Consider the following 19,276-nt stretch of genomic DNA (forward strand, 5'->3'; position numbering starts at 1 on the left):
TGGTGCCTCGTCCCGGAATCGAACCAGGGACACGCGGATTTTCAATCCGCTGCTCTACCAACTGAGCTAACGAGGCGACGGAGCGCTATTAAACGGATTTTGCTTGCTGCCGTCAACTGAAATCGAATCACTTGCTGCAAAGTTATGCAACTTCGGTTTAACTGCTTTAAGAATGTCCAAAAATACCTATTTTGCGTGTTCTAGCGCATGCCAACCCAAAGCACCTTGGCGACTTTACGATGCGCTACCGCTGAAATTTTTACCCTGAAAGTTTCCAATCACGGCAAAGCCCAAAAGTTGATTCTCGAGCTTTGCCGTGAGCAACAAGCTAAAAGTTGTACTTCAGGGTGTAGATGATGGCATCACCGTAACCGGACTGACCCAGCTTGTCCTGAAAGTAACGATACTGAATACCGGTGGTGAATTTTGAATTAGGTAGGTGCCACCAAAACGCTAGCGCCCCATTAATACCAAACGATTCCCGATCGGCGCCGCTGCCGCCATAATCGTCATCACGGCCAATCTCGAATTCGTGCCAGTTGGAAATTGAAAACTTCTGCTCCGCGGCACTGAAGTCATAGCCAAAAATCCAGCCGAGCATCGCTCCATTAACCCCTGTCCAACTCTCGGTACGGGTGTAGTTCATCCCCAAAAACGGTTTTATCCAGAAACCAGAGTCGGTATAGATCCCATAACGGAAACCAAGCACATTGGTGCTGTCGTAGAAACTGTTGCCGATGGTGTAGTAGCTCTGACCATAGAGTTGCCAGTTGTTATAGATGTTGTAGCCGCCGCTGATCTTGGCGGCGATCCGAAACGAGCCATTGCCTTGAAATTGGCCATCCTCGCCAACTTGAGTGTCGTTGCCCTCAAAGGTGTTCTCGGCATCGAAAAACATGTAAACGTCGCCCCAATCAAAACCGGCGCCGCCCTCAATCTCGATGTAATAGAAATCTTCTTTAAAGCCACCAGAGTCACGCTCAGTACTGGAACTCCAATCCAACCAGTTAAGGTTCATATCAGCAAAACCATACTGATACTCTGCCGCTTGGCTTGGCGCCATGGTCAATACACCTACAGCAACAACCGCCCTACTCCACTTCATCTCATCCTCCTTGTCATTATCAGCATGCAAGCTTAATCACGCTTCAATTAAAGGTTGCACAGTTAAGCTGTTTTTCCAGTTTAATTAGCTAGATGAAGCAACAAAAACGCCGCCAGCAAAGCTGACGGCGTATCAATAGCAAATCGTGCTATAACGCCAGGAACAACCCGGCAAGGGTGGCACTCATCAAATTCGACAGCGAACCGGCCACCACCGCGCGTAGACCTAAGCGCGCCAGATCACCACGGCGATTCGGTGCCATCGCCCCAAGGCCACCAAGTAGAATCGCTACCGAACTCAAGTTGGCAAAACCGCACAGAGCAAAGGAGATGATCGCCTGAGTGCGCTCGCTCATCGGCGCGCCATCAATCAACAGCTCATTGGTAAGATAAGGGGCAAAATTAACGTAAGCGACAAACTCGTTAACCACGATTTTCTGGCCGATAAAGGAACCGGCAACCTCGGCCTCATGCCAGGGCACCCCCATCACAAACGCCAATGGCCGAAAGACAATCCCGAAAATCAGCTCGAGCGTCAGCCCCTCGTAACCAAACAGGCCGCCAGCCCAGCCAATGATGCCATTAAGCATCGCAATCAGGCCGATAAACGCCAACAGCATCGCGCCAACATTGAGCGCTAACTGCATCCCGGACGAGGCCCCAGCGGCAGCGGCATCGAGCACGTTTGCCGGCTTCTCCACCGCTTCGCCGATATCGGCCATATCTTGCTTGGCAGTTTCAGTTTCTGGGTGCATCAACTTGGCCATCAGTAGACCACCGGGGGCGGCCATAAACGACGCCGCAATCAGATACTCCAGCTTAACCCCAAGTCCGGCGTAGCCTGCCAGCACCGAACCGGCTACCGAGGCCAAACCGCCGGTCATGATCGCGAACAGCTCCGATTGGGTCATGGTCGGGATAAACGGCCGCACCACCAACGGCGCCTCGGTTTGGCCGACAAAAATATTGGCGGTCGCCGACATCGCTTCTGGGCGGGAGACCCCGAGGGCTTTTTGCAAGCCGCCCCCAATGATGCGGATCACCCACTGCATGATCCCGAGGTAATACAACACCGCAATCAACGATGAGAAGAACACAATCACCGGCAACACATTGATAGCGAAGATAAAGCCGACCTTAAATTGGGCCAAATCGCCAAACAAAAAACCGATGCCGTCGTTAGCGTAGCCAATCACCGAGGAGACTTTTTCTGAAATGCCACCCAGCAGATCTTTGCCAAAGGGGACGTACAGCACAAAACCACCCAGCGCCGCCTGAATGGCAAAGGCACCAAGAACCGTGCGCAAGTTGATGGCGCTGCGGTGCTTTGAAAGCAAAATGGCAATGCTTAGCAGCGCGACTACGCCAACCAAGCTCATTATGATGTTCATCTAAGCGACTCCCTAACGGATGGGGCGACGCGGTGCTCTAGGATCACCGCCCTGCTGCCAACCAATAGCAGCGTCGATAAACATAGCAGCATGTACCAAGGTTCACCGTTGATCTGGTGACGGAAAGAGTGGCAATTTTAGGCGGTTACAGGCCCCAGTGGGGAAACAGTCGTTGCCAGTTTTGCTGTTGAGCCGCGATCACCTGTTCAAGCGATCGTTGCTGCAAGCTGGCGACTTCAGCGACTACCAAGGGCAGCTGTGCCGGTTGATTTGGTTGGCCTTGAAAACCGGACAACGGCATATCGGGGCTGTCGGTTTCCAGCACAAAACCATCTAGTGGAAGTTCGGCCACCATTTTGCGGGTCTTAGCCGCGCGCGGATAAGTACAAACGCCGCCAATGCCAATCAGAATCCCAAAGCGCCGATACTGCTTGGCCAGTTCGATGCCGCCACTAAAACCATGAACAATCCCCCCCGCTAGCGGCGGATTGGCTTTCAATTGTTGCAGCAACTCATTATGGGCTTGCCGCACGTGCAGGATAATGGGCAAACAATGTTGGTTGGCGAGCAACAGTTGGGCATTGAATAGCTCGATTTGCGCCGTTAACGGTAATCTCCCAGCCACTTTATCAAGGCCGCACTCGCCGATAGCAATAAACGGATGAGGCTGCTCCAGCCGCGCTGACAGCGCCTCAATATCCGCGTTAACATCGTGCTCAAACACCGGATGCAAACCAATCGCCACTTGCAACTCTGGCCGCACACTAAGCTGCTCTAACCCTTGCCAGTGAGCGCGGTCAATCGCTGGGATCAGCATCTGCCCCACCCCAGCGGCCTGCGCCCGCGCCAGTACGGCATCTAGATCCTCCGCCAACGGCGTCAAATCCAGATGGCAATGACTATCGATCAGCACGGTCACGCTCAAGCGCCTGCTGCGCTTTTTCATCCAACGGAATGCAGCGGCACTGACCGCCATTCAGGCCAGTTTCATCCAACCATTGGCAATAGCGCTGCCATAAACGTTTTAGCCAGTTCATCGGCTCTTCCTTTGTTCGTCGATTGATGAAGTCAGAATACAAAAGCGCCCCGACAACATCCATTGTCGGGGCGCTTTGATGCCGCAATATCCGAGTAGGATTAGTGCTCGCGAGTCTTACGGAAGGTTACGTCTGGGTAACGTTCCATCGACAGATTCAGGTTGACCATCGATGGCGCGATGTAGGTCAGGTTATCACCGCCATCCAACGCCAAGTTGATCGACACCTTACGGCGGAACTCATCCAGTTTCTTCGGATCGTTACACTCAACCCAACGGGCGGTGGATACGCTGATCGGCTCGTAGATCGCCTCAACCTTGTATTCACTCTTCAAGCGCGCAACCACCACATCGAACTGCAGCACACCAACCGCACCTACAATCAGATCGTTGTTATCCAGCGGGCGGAATACCTGTACCGCGCCCTCTTCAGACAACTGCACCAGACCTTTCAGCAGTTGCTTCTGTTTCAGTGGATCGCGCAGACGAATGCGACGGAACATCTCTGGGGCAAAGTTTGGAATGCCAGAGAACTTCAGCGCTTCACCTTGAGTAAAGGTGTCACCGATCTGAATGGTACCGTGGTTGTGCAAACCGATGATATCGCCTGGGTAGGCCTCTTCCGCGTGGCTGCGATCGCCGGCCATAAAGGTTACCGCGTCAGAGATGGTCACATCTTTGCCGATGCGAACGTGGCGCATTTTCATGCCTTTGGTGTATTTACCGGAGCAAATACGCATAAAGGCAATACGGTCACGGTGCTTTGGATCCATGTTGGCTTGGATCTTAAACACGAAGCCAGTGAACTTCTCTTCGTCGGCATTAACCGAACGCTCATTGGTTTCACGCGGCAGCGGTGCCGGAGCCCATTCAGTCAGACCATCCAGCATATGGTCAACACCGAAGTTACCCAGTGCGGTGCCGAAGTAAACTGGGGTCAGTTCACCTTGCAGGAACAGTTCCAGATCGAATTCGTTCGAGGCGCCACGCACCAGTTCCAACTCTTCACGCAGTTGTTCAGCCAAGCCAGCGCCGACAGCGGCGTCCAGCTCTGGGTTATCCAAACCGCTGATCACCCGCTTATCTTGGATGGTGTGGCCCATACCGGTTTGGTACAGGATGGTCTCATCACGGTGCAGGTGGTACACGCCCTTGAACTCTTTACCACAGCCAATCGGCCAAGTGATTGGCGCGCACATGATCGACAGCTCGTTCTCAACCTCATCCAGCAGCTCCATTGGATCGCGGATATCACGGTCAAGTTTGTTCATAAAGGTCACGATTGGGGTATCGCGCAGACGGGTAACTTCCATCAACTTGCGGGTACGATCTTCTACACCTTTAGCGGCGTCGATCACCATCAAGCAGGAATCCACCGCAGTCAGGGTACGGTAGGTATCTTCAGAGAAGTCCTCGTGTCCTGGGGTGTCCAGCAGGTTTACCAAACGGTCATTGTATGGGAACTGCATCACCGAGGTGGTTACCGAGATGCCACGCTCTTTTTCCATCTCCATCCAGTCAGATTTAGCGTGCTGACCAGAACCGCCACGGCCTTTTACGGTACCAGCGCGTTGCAGCGCCTGTCCGAACAACAGAACTTTTTCGGTAATGGTGGTTTTACCGGCGTCAGGGTGCGAAATAATCGCAAAGGTGCGGCGTTTGCCAACCTGTTGCTGATGTTGAGAATTCGACATGAAAAAGCGGTCTTCTTTAAATAGGTGACGCCGCCATAGCCAAGGGCAATAGCGGCGGCGAATAATGGCGCGTATTTTGGCGTTTATTAATCAGCTTCGCAACCGAGCAAGCGCCTGCCCTGCCAGCCAGCAGTCAACCACCTCGAGGTTGTCATCCAGCAGTACCATATTAGCGGCTTTACCCACCCCAAGCTGACCAAGTCGCGGCGTTAAGCCAAGGACAGTGGCCGGAACCGCTGTCGCCATCGCCAGCGCTTGGCTTAGTGGCAGCTTAAGTTGCTGCACGCAGTTACGCACCGCGCTGGCCATATCCAGCGCCGAGCCGGCCAGTTCACCGGATTCCGCCACCAGTTTATCCCCTTGCCGGTAAACGGTTTTATTCACCAGGGTAAACTGCTGCTGATCAACACCGACCGGCGGCATCGCATCGGTCACCAAAGCGATCTGCTGATACCCCTTGGTCTTAATGGCTAGCTGACAAGCGCCGAAGTCACTGTGGTGACCATCGACAATCAAGCCACACACACTGGCATCATCCAGCAGCGCCGCCCCAACCATCCCCGGCGCGCGGGAACCCAGCGCCGACATGGCGTTATACAGATGGGTAAAACCAACTGCACCGGCATTCAGTGCCGCTTGGGCTTGCGCGAAACTGGCATCGCTGTGGCCAACAAACACCTTGCAGCCAAGCTCTGTCAGGCGGGTTACCTCGGCAGGGCTGACGGTTTCGGGCGCGACTGTCACCAGCTTTACCCCAAGATCATCACGGCCATAAAGCTGCCACTCAGCATCGCTGATTGGCCGAATAAAGTCGGCGTTATGGGCCCCTTTTTTGGCATAACTAATGTGCGGCCCCTCAAAATGGATGCCGACGATATTATCTGGGTGCTGGCGATGCAGAGCTGCCACCGCATCAGCAGCGGCAGTCATCACCGCAAGGCTGTCGGTGATCACCGTTGGCAACATCGCAGTGGTGCCAAACTGCGCGTGGGTCAGCAACATCTGCCAGATGGCAGCGGCATTAGGGGTGGCATTAACCAAGACCCCGCCACCGCCATTCACCTGCAGATCGGTAAAGCCGGCGGTTAGGAACCCATGATGGAGTGGTAATTCGCTACCAGCGCCGGAGCCAATCGCGGTGATTTCGCCCTGTTGCCAATCAACGATTTGATCGCTTAGCCACTGCTTGCCATCAAACAGCTGCGCCACCCGAATCGACTGCATTACTGTTGTTCCTCTGTTTCGTTAACCGCACTCAGGCTAACTGGCGATTGCCCGGTCGCTTTGCTGTGCCCAGCAATCACCTGGGCTAATGCCTGATAGCTGTAACCGAAAGCGGTTTCGCCCGGTTTGCTGTCAAGATGATCGGCAAAGGTGGCAAGACGCCATGCGGCGTTTGGCGCAAACGCTTGCGCGCCATACGGGGTACGCAGCGCCACAAAGATGGTTGGCACGCTGTTAAGTGCACTAAACAGCGGTTCCAGCAACGCCGGTTGATAGCGATCAGCCAACTGCTGCAGCCGTGCTATATCTTCCATGCCACCGAGCTCTGCTGGCCCCGGCTTCGGCCAGATAAAGCCGCTGATCAGCAGCTGCGGTGAATGTTGCTGCCAACGAACTAACGCCTCATCCATATCCAGCAATGCCGCACACTCGAAGCTAACGTCGTCAGTTAACAAAGGGGTAAGCGAATTGGCCAGCGCCTGCGCTTGTTCCAACCGCGGCATCACAATGGCGATGCTGCCCTGTTGCGGCAACGCCGGGGCACTGCCGCCGAGTTCGGTAATCGCGGCCGCGGCCAGTTCGGCTTGCCACTGCTGATGCTGCGGCTGATTAACCGTAGACAGCTGTGCTGGTGAGACCGGCTTGGCTAAGTCAAAGCGTTGCTTAAGGCTGATAATCCGCTGACAAGAAGCGTTAATCTCATCGGCATCAAGGAGCTGTTGCAGCACCGCTGCTTCAAGGCCATCGAGCAATTTATCAATCAACGACAGGTCTTCAGCGGTGCGCACTCGCAGTGGCATCAGAGCGATATCGACGCCGGCGGCAAAGGCGTTAATCACCGCTTGAGTCGGTGAAAAATACTGGGCGATGCCCGCCATATCCATGGCATCGGTGATCACCACCCCGTTAAAACCGAGTTCGCCGCGCAGCAAGTCGGTCAGAATCAAGCGCGACATGGTTGCCGGTGCGGTAATCAGGTCGCCGTTGTCGGTCGCCAAGGTACTGTTATCCAATGCCGGAAACTGGATATGCGCGGTCATCACCATTTCAACCTGACCGGTTGCGATCAGCCGTTTAAACGGCAGCAATTCACACTGCTCTAAGTGGCAGCGCGGATGGACAACCCGTGGCAAACCGGTGTGACTATCGACGGCGGTATCGCCATGGCCAGGAAAATGTTTGATGGTGGCAATCACGCCTTGCTGCTGCATCGCCTGCAGCTGCGCTTGACCGAGCTGCGCCACAACTTTGGGATCTTCCCCAAACGCCCGCACATTGATCACCGGATTGGCTGGATTGTTATTCACATCCAGCGTTGGGCCATGATTGCAATTGATCCCAAGGGCGCTTAGCTCTGTGCCTAAGACATCACCGGTTAGAGTGGCAAATCGATGTCCATGCGCCGCCTGAGTCGCACCAATCGCCATATGGCCAGCAAAGCCACTGGCCTGACTGCGGGGCAAACGCACCACTCGCCCGCCCTCTTGGTCGATAGAGATTATCAGTGGCAATTGTGCTGGCGACTGCGCTGCCGCTTGTTGTAACTGGCTGGTCAGTTGCTGAATTTGGCTGCTCGACTGGCAGTTTTCAGCAAACAGGATGACACCGCCCAAACCACTGCTGGCAATCAGATGCGCCAGCTCTGCAGGCAATTGGGTCACCGGCTTATCGTCAAAGCGGCGGATGTCGATCATCAGTTTTTGCGCCAACTGCTGGCGCAAGGTTAACGAGGTGGTTGTCATGATTCTGCGTAAACGATAACGGCTCGGAAAACCGAGCCGTTACCGCTGATATTAATTTAGTTAAAGCTCACTGTCGGTCTGCTGCGCCTCACGCGCTTGCTCAATTGCCTCTTCGGCAATCAAGCGCATCTCCAACAAGGAATAGCGATGTTCTACAAACTCGTAGATGTTGGTCGACAGCGCTAACTTGTAGAGGTTAATTGCTTGGGTTGGCTCGCCATCTAAACGCGCCTGCTTGCCCAAATAGAAGTACGCCTCACACAACCGCTCCGCCAACTGGCCCTGCTTAGTTAGCCCTTCACGGGTCGATGCCAGTAGCTGCGAGCGATCGATTTCGCCGGCAAAAAAGCGCGCCAACTGATAACCCCATTGGCTAGTGTCTAAGCCTGCCATCCGCGCTTGCAGTTTGCCCGCAGCGGTCAACGGATCTTGTTGGTACTCGGCTAAGTAGAGCCAGATAACCCGGTAGGGATCGCGCTTATCCAGCAGGTAGAAGGTATCAAAATCGCTGATGGCCAGCGCTGGCCGATCTCCGTAGTACGAGGCGATGCCACGGTTTAGATAAGCAAAGTCATAGTCGGGGCTCAATTCAAGTACCGCATCAAAGGATTCAAAGGCGCTATCAAATTCGGCCGCTTGGGTGGCGTAGATCCCCATAAAATTAAACAGGTTGGCGTTCGCTGGCTGCAACTGCATGGCCGCATTGAAATCAATTCGAGCCAGTCCACGCAGTCCAAGCGAGTCATAACGAATGCCACGGTCATAGTACAACTGGGCCCGCTGTTGCTCGGTTAACTGGTTATTGCCCAGCAACTCGGTGATTTTGGCAACGTGCATCTGCAACTGCGCATCCGCCTGACGCGGCGTTGCCAGCAACAACTGTCCGGATGGTTCAGCAACGGTATCGACCGCCGTGGTGGCACAACCATTAAGCAGTGCCAGCGCCAGCATCAGCGGCAACCCTAATCGTTTACTTGTCATCCCATAATCCTTGTTAAAACCACGACCTATGTGCCCTTGCAGGCCACTGTAGCGTTGATAATACCACTATCTCAAATGCCGCGTATCGGTCACTGACATTGCTCACAAAACGCTTTATTTTCAGCAACTTTCGCATTAGCATCAAACAAATGAGCTAAAAAATAAGCAACAGGGAAGGAACATGCGCTTACAGGGCACCTTGCTCGAATGGAATGAGCAACAGGGCTACGGCTACGTCAAACCGAATGGCCGCAGTGACAAAATCTACGTCGACCAAAAAGCGTTTCATTACCGCCCGCACCGCCCCAACATTGGCGATACTTTGATCTTGGATGTCGAGCAAGTCGGAGAGGAACTGCGAGCAACCGGCGCCAAGTTCAAGCTAGGTCGGGTCGCTCAGGTCACCACGAAAAAGCGCAGCCCGATTTTCCTATTTTTGGTGTTGCTGCTACTGGCTCTGACCGCTGTCATCGCCTACGAGTTCCATCTGCTCGATAGCAACCAGCAAACTTCACAAATACAGTCCCAATAGCCAAATCCTTCCTAGGGCGTGTTGACGTTTGGTGTTCAGAATTTGGTCGAGGATAGCGGCTGTCAATCGAGGATTGCGATTGAAGGCATAGTAGCTCTACGTCGAAATCGTATGACGAAGAGTGACAGCCGCTAATCCGACCCTGCCAAGGCGCCCCTCAGTGAGAGCAGAACAGCAAAAATAACCAAGCAAGATCAATTGGCTTTCAAAAATAGCCAACAATGGGCGCAAAAATATACAGCAAAGGTCAACACGCCCTAATAGTTCCACAAAACCAAAAAAGACCAGCACATCAGTGCTGGCCAAGCCGCAGGAATCGATTAAGCGCCGCAATTGATTTGCGGCGCTCGGTTGCTCAGATCAAAACTGCACTTTAACTCCAGCGAAGTATTTGGCCCCAGAGCGCGAGTAATCGGCAATGGTGGTGCCATTACCACGGGTCATTACTTGCGGTTCATCCAATAAATTCAACGCTTTAAAGTTCAAGGTTAAGTGGTTATTAACCTTGTACTTAGCCGAGAAGTCCAAGTAATCGGAATCTTGCACGTAACGGTGAGACCGATCCGGGAATGGCAGACTGTTGGGCTGGAAATACTCCGAGCGATACTTATACAGCAATCGCAAGGTGGTGCTTTCCCCCTCCCAGTAAACCGAAGCGGAGGCCACGGTATCGGAAAAACCGAACAGGTTGGCATCGGCCACCACCACTGGACTGGCATACTCTGGTGTCACAAAGTCGGAGTCAGCGTAGTTATAAGCCAACTTGGTGCCGAGACCATCAAATGGCGCAGGCAGCTCACTAAAGTGTTTCTGGGCGCTGATCTCTACCCCTTTAATGGTCGACTTTTTATCGTCAGTTTGTCGCACAGTGTGCGGGATCCCTGAAACCACGGTATCCACCCCATCCAGCGACACCACGACATCACGATCCTCGGTAGTTTGCACATAACCACCGGTGAAATCTTTCCAGTACAGGGCAATGCTGTAAGCCGCGTCCTCGCTGGGGTAGTACTCGAGCGACAGATCGTAGTTGGTCGAGGTGTACGGGTTCATGTGGTTGCCTGACGCATCGCCAAAACCGACCGCCTCGCGCAGATCGGTATTGCTGGTTTCATCACACAGATCGCTGTCTTGATCAGCACAGGTGGTGTAAGCCACCCCCGATGACATCGCGTTCATCTGAAAACGTGACAACGCGCGGTAGATACCGGTACGCAGATACCACTCTGGGGTTAGTTCAAAGGTCAGGTTCAAACTTGGCAAATACTCAGTCCAATCGGACTCCAAGTTCACCTGCTCGATCTCACCGCTGGCGTTGATCGCGGTTTCAAAGGTGCCATCATCATTGCTGGTCAGATACACCTTATCCCCCCAACCGTAGGAGCGGGTCTCGTTGCGTACCATCCGCACCCCAACGTTACCGAACATCGGCATCCCAAGCAGTTCGGAATCGATATCCGCCATCAAGTACAGTGCCAAGATATCTTCGCGCACATCGACATCTGAACCGCTGCGGCCATCCTCTCGTTCACCGATGTCGTAAAATTCACCGCCTAAGATGTTACCGATGAAACATTCGGCATCGTAGGTGGGAAACGGCGCTACGCCGCCGCGCTCTTCATCGAACAAGTTATTATTTTGGTGGTTGTTCTGACACTGATACAAACCACTGGGATCGTAGGAAGAGTCCTTGTAAGCACTGGTTTTTTGAGCGCCGCTGTTCGGATCGATCGAAACGTCATTGGTTTTAAAGTCCAGCAGATGCTCACGGGAGTACCGTACCCCCGCCTTCAAGGCGGAGAAGTGGTTGTTATCCAGTGCGTAGGCGCTATCAAACTTAACGGCCCAGATGTCGTCAGTGCGATCATCGTGAGAACGGCGATATTCGGCGTAAGTCAGCGTATTATCCTCTTTATCGGCGTAGCTGCTCATCTGGGTCATATCGAACGCCGGATCACCACCGTTTGCCAGCCAATTCAAAGTCGGGACGTTGCTACCACGAAAGTCCATTTCATAGGCATAACGGCTGTTGGTGCGCATCTTAGTACGATGGCGCAAACGGTAGCGCTCTGATTTGGAATAGGATAGATCCAGCGCCAGCCACCACTGATCGTTCGGCAGAAACTCAATATTCAGGCCACCACCGTCGTAATCGTCCCACTGGTAGCGGCTCTCACCGTTAAGCTGCGCCTTGGCAATCCCTTTGGCATACAACAAGGTGTGATCATCGGCGATGATGTGATCGGTCAGACCTTTAGCACGGCTGTCGATGCCAAACTCCATCCGATTTTCGTGATATTCCAATCGCGACTGTTCGTAATCCAGGTTGATGTCCCAGCGATCGTTTGGCTGCCACTGATAGGTAACCACAATGCCTTTGCGAGTATCTTCATCGGTGCCGGTACGCCAAAACGCATCCGCCGGCACGTAAAAGATCGACGATGGATCGTAATTGGCTAAATCGGTCTCCTCTCCTGGGGTCGGTCGACGACCGACTCGACCAGCACTGACCGCTTGATCGGAATCATCATCAAAACAGGTTTCGCCGTTGTCCGATAGCGGGTTGCCATCGGCATCGCGTAAGGCACACACCCCCATCTGCGAACTGCCGCCGTAATTCTCTTCCGGGTTGGCGGTATCTTGATAGCTAAAACCAAAGGTAAAGCCCATGGCGCCAAGCGCACCGGCATCGAAGTTTTGCACCGTCGACAACACAAATTTGCTACCCCACGGGCTGGCGTTGTCCCCCTCAACGTCCTCGTAGTACGAGTTATAGATCCCCTCGACAGTGACATTGGTTTCATCTCGGCCATAATCCAACGCCCGCAACGACGAGATATCGATGGTGCCAGAGGTACCGCCCTCGACCAGATCCGCCGACTGCGACTTGTAGATCACCACCTTATCGACCAAGTCCGACGGAAACTTCTTAAAGTTCACCGCTCGACCGGGACCGGCATTGGTAATAGTGCGGCCATTAAAGGTGGAGTAGCCCCAGTAGGAACCCAATCCACGAATCGAGATCTCGTTCTGGCTGCCCTTGAGGCGATGGCCGGAAGCCGACGGAATGTTTTCGATGATATCGGAGATCGACAGTCCCGGCAGTTCACCAAAATCCGATGCCGCGATGGCATCGACGATCTTGTCGTTGTTCTTCTTCTCATTTAGCGAGCGAGTCATGGTGCCTCGCAAGCCTCGCACTTCGATCACCTCAACGTTGTCTTCGACAACATCACTGGCCACCTCTTCAGCATTCACCGTCATCGGCAATGCCGCCAACCACACAGCTGGGGCGAGCACTGAAATACAACCTGCTCCTCGGTACAACCCCAACGCCCTACTGACTCGATTCAGTTTCATGATCTTCTCCGGATCTTAGGCTTTTAAATTTTCTGTACTACTCCCTTGTGTAACGCCAACGTTATGTTTCAAAACTACTAACAGGCTGTTGCGTTAACCCAAACCTAGTCGCCGGTAAGATTAAATGTCAAACAATTTGGTTGAACAATTTGCAGACCAATATCTGGCAAAGACTGCGTTTATTGGTTAACAAGTTGACTACAATTAGGTAAGTTGCGGTATGGTTAACCACCGCAAAGACCGTGCAGGCCAGTAAAAGAAAGGACAAGCTATGGATGAACGACGTCTGTATTGGCAAATCGTTGATGGTATCGAGCAATCGATTGAAGCGGGTGACTACCCTGCCGGTACGCGGCTGCCGCCAGAGCGAGAGTTGGCCGAGCACTATCAAGTCAGTCGGCCAACCATCCGTGAAGCGATCATCGCCTTAGAGGTGCGTCAACGCGTGGAAGTAAAAACCGGCTCTGGGGTGTATGTGTTGCCATCACCGACCCCCACAATCGCGGTTAATGCGTTTGAGTTAACCCAAGCCAGAGCGCTAATTGAAGGCGAGATCGCCTTTTTGGCTGCGGGACGGATCAGTGACAAAGAGTTGCAACAACTCGCAGAAACGGTCGCGGCCATGCAAGACCAACAATATGTCGAAGCCGCTGACGAGCGTTTTCACCAGATCATTGCCGCAGCCACCGGCAATGGTGCGATGCTGCAAAGCTTCAACAATTTGTGGGCGCTTCGTTCCTCCACGGCAGAGATAATCGACGACTATCAAAGCGTTTGCGGCAGCGACAATCATCAAACCATCGCCGAGCACAGCGCCATCTTAACCGCTTTACAACAGCGCGATCCCGAACAAGCCCGCGCAGCGATGCACCGTCATTTTCATCGGTTGCTAAACGCGATGCTGGATCAATCGGAAGCTAAAGCATTGGCCGAGTTGCAGCGTCGCAGCAGTGAAAAACGCAGCCAATACTCGCTGGAAACCTTGCTGCCGGAACACCTTGACTAACCGATTGGTCAACCAAAAAACCAAATACCTCAACCAACAAAAAAGCCGCTCTTTCGAGCGGCTTTTACATGTCAAAACGTCAACTTACTCAGCTGCAGGAGCTGGCTTGTTTACGTCTTTCATGGACAGACGGATACGGCCTTGGCGGTCAACTTCAACCACTTTAACCTCAACCTCTTGGCCCATCTCCAGGTGATCAGCCACGTTGTTTACGCGCTCTTCGGTGATCTGAGAGATGTGCACCAGACCGTCTTTACCAGGCAGGATGTTTACGAACGCACCGAAATCAACGATACGAACAACCTTACCCTTGTAGATACGACCTTCTTCAACGTCAGCGGTGATCGCCAGAATGCGATCGATAGCGGCTTTAGAAGCCAGACCGTCGGTAGACGCTACCTTCACGGTGCCGTCATCTTCGATCTCGATGGTGGTACCGGTCTCTTCAGTCAGAGCACGGATCACCGCACCGCCTTTACCGATTACATCGCGGATCTTCTCTGGGTTGATCTTGATGGTGGTAATGCGTGGCGCGTAGTCGGACAGATCGTTGCGGTGCGAAGGCATCGCCTGATCCATTACGTTCAGGATGTGGTTACGCGCTTCGTTAGCCTGCTTCAGAGCGATCTGCATGATCTCTTGGGTGATACCCTCGATCTTGATGTCCATCTGCAGTGCGGTAACGCCTTCTGCGGTACCGGCTACTTTGAAGTCCATGTCGCCCAGGTGATCTTCGTCACCCAGAATGTCAGACAGAACGACGAAGTCATCGCCTTCTTTTACCAGACCCATAGCGATACCAGCTACAGAGGCCTTGATTGGCACACCAGCGTCCATCAGCGCCAGAGAGGTACCACATACGGACGCCATAGAGGAGGAGCCGTTAGATTCGGTGATTTCAGAAACCACACGAACGGTGTATGGGAACTCTTCTGCGGTTGGCATTACCGCCTGTACGCCGCGCTTAGCCAGCTTACCGTGGCCGATTTCACGACGCTTAGGTGAACCGATGAAGCCAGTTTCACCGACACAGAATGGAGGGAAGTTGTAGTGCAGCATAAAGCGATCGGTACGCTCACCAACCAGCTCGTCGATGATCTGACCGTCACGCTCAGTACCCAGAGTCGCGGTTACCAGTGCCTGAGTTTCACCACGGGTGAACAGCGCAGAACCGTGGGTACGTGGCAGTACGCCTGGCAGTACAGACAGAGCGCGAACCATCTTGGTGTCACGGCCGTCGATGCGTGGCTCACCAGCGATGATGCGAGAGCGAACAACGCGCTTCTCTAGGCTGCCCAGCAGGTTGCTGATCTCTTGACCGTCTTGGTCAGCGTCTTCAGCCAGGATCGCTTCTTTAGCAGCCGCTTTAACCGCGTTTACTTTTTCCAGACGAGCCACTTTGTCGGTGATGCGGTAAGCATCGCCCAGACCTTGCTCAGCCAGCTCAGCTACTTTGGCAGCCAATGCTTCGTTTTTAACTGGAGCGGTCCATTCCCAAGCAGGCTTGCCCGCTTCGGCTTTCAGTTCGTTAATGGCGTTGATAACCGCTTGCTGTGCTTGGTGACCGAACACTACCGCGCCCAGCATCACTTCTTCAGACAGCACTTCAGCTTCGGATTCCACCATCAGCACCGCGCTTTCGGTACCGGCAACAACCAGATCCAGCTTGGACTCTTTCAGCTCTTCCACAGATGGGTTGAGCATGTACTCGCCATCTTTGAAGCCAACGCGAGCACAGCCGATTGGGCCGTTGAAAGGAATGCCAGACAGCGCCAGAGCGGCAGAAGTACCGATCATCGCTACTACGTCTGGGGATACCGCAGGCTCAACAGAAACAACAGTGGCAATCACTTGCACTTCGTTCATGAAGCCTTTCGGGAACAGTGGGCGGATTGGACGGTCAATCAGGCGAGCAGTCAGAGTCTCACCTTCAGATGGACGACCTTCACGCTTGAAGAAACCACCTGGGATTTTACCTGCAGCGTAGGTCTTTTCTTGGTAGTTAACGGTCAGCGGGAAGAAGTCTTGGCCTGGTTGTACGCTCTTTTTGCCTACAACAGTAACCAGAACAGTAGTGTCGCCCATGCTTGCCAGTACGGCTGCGTCGGCTTGACGTGCAATTACACCAGTTTCCAGAGTAACGGTGTGGTTGCCGTACGGAAAGCTCTTAATGACAGGATTCACGTGTCGTTTCCTTAACTTGATTTTCACCTTAAATTTCGCCCGTTAGTATACTGCATCGCCTGCAATAAGATAGCGGTGGCAATGATCTAGCGCACTTTTCAGTAGCGCCAACCGCTTCAGTTGGTGGCTCCCAAAATCGCGGATATAGCGGAGTGCAGAAATACCTCGCAGCATTGCTATTGAAGCCACGCGTTGGACTATCCATAGCTCACCCGTTGGCGCAACCGTAGCCGCGAACGTGTTCGCGGAAATCCCAATAATGCTGAACCCTACACGCGCGATTTCACGATGGTGGTAATTCGGAGTGCGTTAGGCCAACTTATTGACGCCAGTGAAACCGCAAACGCAATGGCAGGATGCTCTAGAGGCCTGCGAAGCCCCGTGGCCGCCGGAGGCAAAGATAAAAGCGAGTTGATAGCAATTAGTTCGCAGTAGACAGTAAGAGCAAGATCGTCGGCGATCGCTAAGTTCTATCTCTCTATTTCTTAGCCATTTGCCTCCGGCGGGAAAGGGTTTCACCCTTTTCAATCCCAAAAGCCTCCAACACGGCGACACCCCTTCGCTCCTTGCGCTGCTCCTTTCGGCACTGCGCGGATGCATCGTCCCTGATTTAGCCGCGCACTCCGGCCATCCATGGCCTTCGACCTCAATGCGCAGCACACCGCTCAGCGCCGCGAGTCGGCCAAAGCCCGTTGGCGCAACCGTCGCCAGAAAATCACTTCCCTTAATGCATCTGATGACGGTTGCTATGGCGGCTTTAAGCCGACTTGTTGACGCCGAGTGAAACCGCAAACGCAGCGGCACGCCGAGGGCAGGATGCCCGAGAGGCCCGCGAAGGCAGGGATGCCGCCTCGGGTACGATGCTGCCGCGAAGTGCGGTGACAACGAGGGGCTTTCGTCAACCTTGGAGGCGCAGGGGAATCCAAAGGGCGCAGCCCTTGGCCGCCGGAGGCAAAGATAAAAGCGAGTTGATAGTAATTAGTTCGCAGTAGGTAGTAAGAGCAGTTGCCAAGCCCGGTGGTGCAACCGTTATCTGCAGCTGGCTTTTGTTGGGGGGGGGTATCTGATGATGGGGCTGTGGCGGCAACCGCTAATTACGGTCGCCAGAAATGGAAAAAGGGGAGCCGAATGGCTCCCCTTTTGCAAACTTGGGCGACGTATTAGCGACGCAGACCCAGCTTAGCGATCACTTCCTGGTAACGAGCAACGTCTTTACGCTTCAGGTAGTCCAGCAGCTTACGACGCTGAGCAACCATGCGCAGCAGGCCGCGACGGCTGTGGTGGTCGTGGATGTGCTGCTTGAAGTGGCCTTGCAGGTGGTTGATCTGAGCGGTGTGCAGTGCGATCTGAACTTCGGTGCAACCGGTGTCGTTTTCGCCACGACCAAACTCAGCAACGATCTTTGCCTTAGCTTCTGCGCTTAGTGACATAGTCATATCTCCAAATACATAGATAGTGATTTAAAAAATCCTTGAGCCGATCACTAACTCAGCTCAAGGCGGCGGATTGTAGCGACTTTAAGCAATCGCATCAACCCTAGCTTGGTCAGCCTGAGTGCTCACTGCAGCCTAACTTTCGCAGCTAACCAACAGCCAATAACTGACAACTACCAACTGGTAGCTAACAACTACTGACTGTTCGCTGTTGTTACTGCGCGTTAGCGTCCTGACGATTGATCAGGCGCTTTGGTGCAACCAGACCGGCGTCGTCGATTTGACCTAAGCCGATAAAGGTTTTGTCGTCGCCCATAAACAGACGAACGATGCCATCCAGCGGCGCCCCTGGTACCTGTACCGGTTGACCGTTCAGCAGGTAAGAGGCAACCACTTCGGTCATCTCTACCGCTGGCAGATCGGCAACGGCGGTATCCATCGGCAGCAAGATTGGGTCGAGGAACTCTTTCGGGCTAACCTCTTGCATCTCGGCCTGACGCAGCAACTCTTCCAGTTGTGGCAGAGTCACCATGCGCTCGTACGGGTAGTTGGCGACCTGAGTACGACGCAGGAAGCTAACGTGCGCGCCACAGCCCAGCACTTCGCCCATGTCATCAACGATGGTGCGGATGTAGGTACCTTTGGATACGTGAATATCCATCTCTACCTCATCGCCTTCGAAGCGCAGTAGGTTCAGTTCAAATACGGTGATTGGCCGAGCTTCACGCGGGACCTCTTTGCCTTCACGGGCGTATTTGTACAGTGGCTGACCTTGGTATTTCAGCGCCGAATACATCGATGGCACCTGCATGGTGTCACCACGGAAACCGTCCAGTGCCTTGGCCAGTTGTTCGTCAGAAACGTTCACTGGACGCTCGGATACGATTTCGCCATCGGCATCGGAAGTGGTGGTACGCTGACCCAGCTTAGCGACTACGGTGTAGCGCTTGTCGGAGTCCAGCAGGTACTGCGAAAACTTAGTCGCTTCACCCAGGCAAATCGGCAGCATACCGGTGGCCAACGGATCCAGCGCACCGGTGTGGCCGGCTTTGTTGGCGTTGTAAATGCGCTTTACTTTTTGCAGCGCATCGTTCGAGGACAAGCCCAGCGGCTTATCCAGCAGTACCACGCCATCGATTAGGCGACCGCGGTTACGACGACGGCCCATTACTGCTGATCCTCTTGCTCTTCGTCAGTGCCAAACTTTTCCGCTTTAGCACGGTCTTCAGCACGCACTTTAGACACCATTGATGCCATGTTGATGCCGTCCACCAAAGAGCGGTCGTATTCAAAGCGCAGTTCTGGCATAACGCGCAGTTTTACGCGACCTGCGATCATCATGCGGATCATCGGCGCCAACTCTTTCAGCACTTCGATCTGTGCTTTCACTTCGTCGGCGTCGTCATTTAAGAAGGTTACGAACACTTTGGCGTAGCCCATATCGCGGGATACTTGCACTTCGTTGATGGTAACCATACCTAGGCGGGCATCGCGGATATCACGCTGCATCGCCATCGCCAGTTCGCGCTGCAGTTGTTGACCAACGCGCTGAACTCGACTGAATTCTTTTGCCATAATCTTTCACCAAA

At 53.7% G+C, this 19,276-nt stretch carries 15 protein-coding genes and 1 tRNA gene; 2 read left to right on the plus strand and 14 right to left on the minus strand.

The window, feature by feature from the left end; all coding sequences use genetic code 11:
* The 9 genes from G506_RS0115130 to nlpI all read right to left on the minus strand — a co-directional run bounded on the left by G506_RS0115130 (window position 1) and on the right by nlpI (window position 9,172).
* Window positions 1-76: transfer RNA gene (locus G506_RS0115130), tRNA-Phe, on the minus strand.
* A 252-nt stretch (window positions 77-328) separates the two neighbouring features.
* The gene (locus tag G506_RS0115135; protein ID WP_028117600.1) at window positions 329-1,105 is read right to left on the minus strand and encodes an outer membrane protein OmpK; all 777 of its coding nucleotides are present in this window, start codon (window positions 1,103-1,105) and stop codon (window positions 329-331) included.
* Between the two features lie 148 nt (window positions 1,106-1,253).
* Window positions 1,254-2,495 carry a NupC/NupG family nucleoside CNT transporter gene (locus tag G506_RS0115140; RefSeq protein ID WP_028117601.1) on the minus strand — a complete coding sequence of 414 codons (1,242 nt, stop codon included), beginning with the start codon at window positions 2,493-2,495 and terminating at the stop codon, window positions 1,254-1,256.
* A gap of 145 nt (window positions 2,496-2,640) precedes the next feature.
* Complete coding sequence (locus G506_RS19910) at window positions 2,641-3,414, minus strand: TatD family hydrolase (RefSeq protein ID WP_169628120.1); 774 nt, start codon at window positions 3,412-3,414, stop codon at window positions 2,641-2,643.
* The gene (locus G506_RS21040) at window positions 3,395-3,532 is read right to left on the minus strand and encodes a DUF5363 family protein (RefSeq protein ID WP_169628121.1); all 138 of its coding nucleotides are present in this window, start codon (window positions 3,530-3,532) and stop codon (window positions 3,395-3,397) included. The genes G506_RS19910 and G506_RS21040 overlap by 20 nt, the downstream gene beginning before the upstream one ends.
* Before the next feature lie 100 nt (window positions 3,533-3,632).
* Window positions 3,633-5,225, minus strand: a complete 1,593-nt coding sequence (gene prfC, locus G506_RS0115150; RefSeq protein ID WP_028117602.1) for a peptide chain release factor 3 — start codon at window positions 5,223-5,225, stop codon at window positions 3,633-3,635.
* A 90-nt stretch (window positions 5,226-5,315) separates the two neighbouring features.
* On the minus strand, window positions 5,316-6,449 hold the full coding sequence (nagA, locus tag G506_RS0115155; protein ID WP_028117603.1) for an N-acetylglucosamine-6-phosphate deacetylase: 1,134 nt from the start codon (window positions 6,447-6,449) through the stop codon (window positions 5,316-5,318).
* The gene (locus G506_RS0115160) at window positions 6,449-8,191 is read right to left on the minus strand and encodes a glycoside hydrolase family 3 protein (protein WP_051202182.1); all 1,743 of its coding nucleotides are present in this window, start codon (window positions 8,189-8,191) and stop codon (window positions 6,449-6,451) included. The genes nagA and G506_RS0115160 overlap by 1 nt, the downstream gene beginning before the upstream one ends.
* Window positions 8,192-8,251: 60 nt before the next feature.
* The gene (gene nlpI / locus G506_RS0115165; RefSeq protein WP_028117605.1) at window positions 8,252-9,172 is read right to left on the minus strand and encodes a lipoprotein NlpI; all 921 of its coding nucleotides are present in this window, start codon (window positions 9,170-9,172) and stop codon (window positions 8,252-8,254) included.
* A gap of 181 nt (window positions 9,173-9,353) precedes the next feature.
* On the opposite strand from nlpI, the gene G506_RS0115170 reads away from it, so the two are divergent.
* Complete coding sequence (locus G506_RS0115170) at window positions 9,354-9,704, plus strand: hypothetical protein (protein WP_028117606.1); 351 nt, start codon at window positions 9,354-9,356, stop codon at window positions 9,702-9,704.
* A gap of 360 nt (window positions 9,705-10,064) precedes the next feature.
* Here G506_RS0115170 and G506_RS0115175 read toward each other — a convergent pair whose 3' ends face one another.
* Entirely contained in the window at window positions 10,065-13,064 is a 3,000-nt protein-coding gene (locus G506_RS0115175) for a TonB-dependent receptor (RefSeq protein ID WP_084631493.1), read from the minus strand.
* Between the two features lie 271 nt (window positions 13,065-13,335).
* On the opposite strand from G506_RS0115175, the gene G506_RS0115180 reads away from it, so the two are divergent.
* On the plus strand, window positions 13,336-14,070 hold the full coding sequence (locus G506_RS0115180) for a FadR/GntR family transcriptional regulator (RefSeq protein ID WP_028117608.1): 735 nt from the start codon (window positions 13,336-13,338) through the stop codon (window positions 14,068-14,070).
* 84 nt (window positions 14,071-14,154) lie between these two features.
* Here the strand turns inward: G506_RS0115180 and pnp are convergent, their stop codons facing one another.
* From pnp to rbfA, 4 genes are all read right to left on the minus strand, one after another.
* On the minus strand, window positions 14,155-16,254 hold the full coding sequence (gene pnp / locus G506_RS0115185; RefSeq protein WP_028117609.1) for a polyribonucleotide nucleotidyltransferase: 2,100 nt from the start codon (window positions 16,252-16,254) through the stop codon (window positions 14,155-14,157).
* 1,160 nt (window positions 16,255-17,414) lie between these two features.
* Window positions 17,415-17,684, minus strand: a complete 270-nt coding sequence (rpsO, locus tag G506_RS0115195; protein ID WP_028117610.1) for a 30S ribosomal protein S15 — start codon at window positions 17,682-17,684, stop codon at window positions 17,415-17,417.
* Between the two features lie 217 nt (window positions 17,685-17,901).
* Window positions 17,902-18,855, minus strand: coding sequence for a tRNA pseudouridine(55) synthase TruB (gene truB, locus G506_RS0115200; RefSeq protein WP_028117611.1), 954 nt, complete (start codon window positions 18,853-18,855; stop codon window positions 17,902-17,904).
* Window positions 18,855-19,262, minus strand: coding sequence for a 30S ribosome-binding factor RbfA (gene rbfA / locus G506_RS0115205; RefSeq protein ID WP_028117612.1), 408 nt, complete (start codon window positions 19,260-19,262; stop codon window positions 18,855-18,857). Before rbfA ends, truB begins: the two co-directional genes overlap by 1 nt.
* Window positions 19,263-19,276 lie beyond the last annotated feature (14 nt).

This window comes from Ferrimonas senticii DSM 18821 (assembly GCF_000422665.1).
GTDB lineage: Bacteria > Pseudomonadota > Gammaproteobacteria > Enterobacterales > Shewanellaceae > Ferrimonas > Ferrimonas senticii.

What these genes read in the sequence shown, in the direction of transcription:
- G506_RS0115140 (WP_028117601.1), bottom strand. Translation starts at nt 2,495, where the DNA reads ATGAACATCATAATGAGCTTGGTTGGCGTAGTCGCGCTGCTAAGCATT.
- G506_RS21040 (WP_169628121.1), bottom strand. Translation starts at nt 3,532, where the DNA reads ATGAACTGGCTAAAACGTTTATGGCAGCGCTATTGCCAATGGTTGGAT.
- G506_RS0115175 (WP_084631493.1), bottom strand. Translation starts at nt 13,064, where the DNA reads ATGAAACTGAATCGAGTCAGTAGGGCGTTGGGGTTGTACCGAGGAGCA.
- nagA (WP_028117603.1), bottom strand. Translation starts at nt 6,449, where the DNA reads ATGCAGTCGATTCGGGTGGCGCAGCTGTTTGATGGCAAGCAGTGGCTA.
- prfC (WP_028117602.1), bottom strand. Translation starts at nt 5,225, where the DNA reads ATGTCGAATTCTCAACATCAGCAACAGGTTGGCAAACGCCGCACCTTT.
- G506_RS0115135 (WP_028117600.1), bottom strand. Translation starts at nt 1,105, where the DNA reads ATGAAGTGGAGTAGGGCGGTTGTTGCTGTAGGTGTATTGACCATGGCG.
- rpsO (WP_028117610.1), bottom strand. Translation starts at nt 17,684, where the DNA reads ATGTCACTAAGCGCAGAAGCTAAGGCAAAGATCGTTGCTGAGTTTGGT.
- G506_RS0115160 (WP_051202182.1), bottom strand. Translation starts at nt 8,191, where the DNA reads ATGACAACCACCTCGTTAACCTTGCGCCAGCAGTTGGCGCAAAAACTG.
- truB (WP_028117611.1), bottom strand. Translation starts at nt 18,855, where the DNA reads ATGGGCCGTCGTCGTAACCGCGGTCGCCTAATCGATGGCGTGGTACTG.
- rbfA (WP_028117612.1), bottom strand. Translation starts at nt 19,262, where the DNA reads ATGGCAAAAGAATTCAGTCGAGTTCAGCGCGTTGGTCAACAACTGCAG.
- G506_RS0115170 (WP_028117606.1), top strand. Translation starts at nt 9,354, where the DNA reads ATGCGCTTACAGGGCACCTTGCTCGAATGGAATGAGCAACAGGGCTAC.
- nlpI (WP_028117605.1), bottom strand. Translation starts at nt 9,172, where the DNA reads ATGACAAGTAAACGATTAGGGTTGCCGCTGATGCTGGCGCTGGCACTG.
- G506_RS0115180 (WP_028117608.1), top strand. Translation starts at nt 13,336, where the DNA reads ATGGATGAACGACGTCTGTATTGGCAAATCGTTGATGGTATCGAGCAA.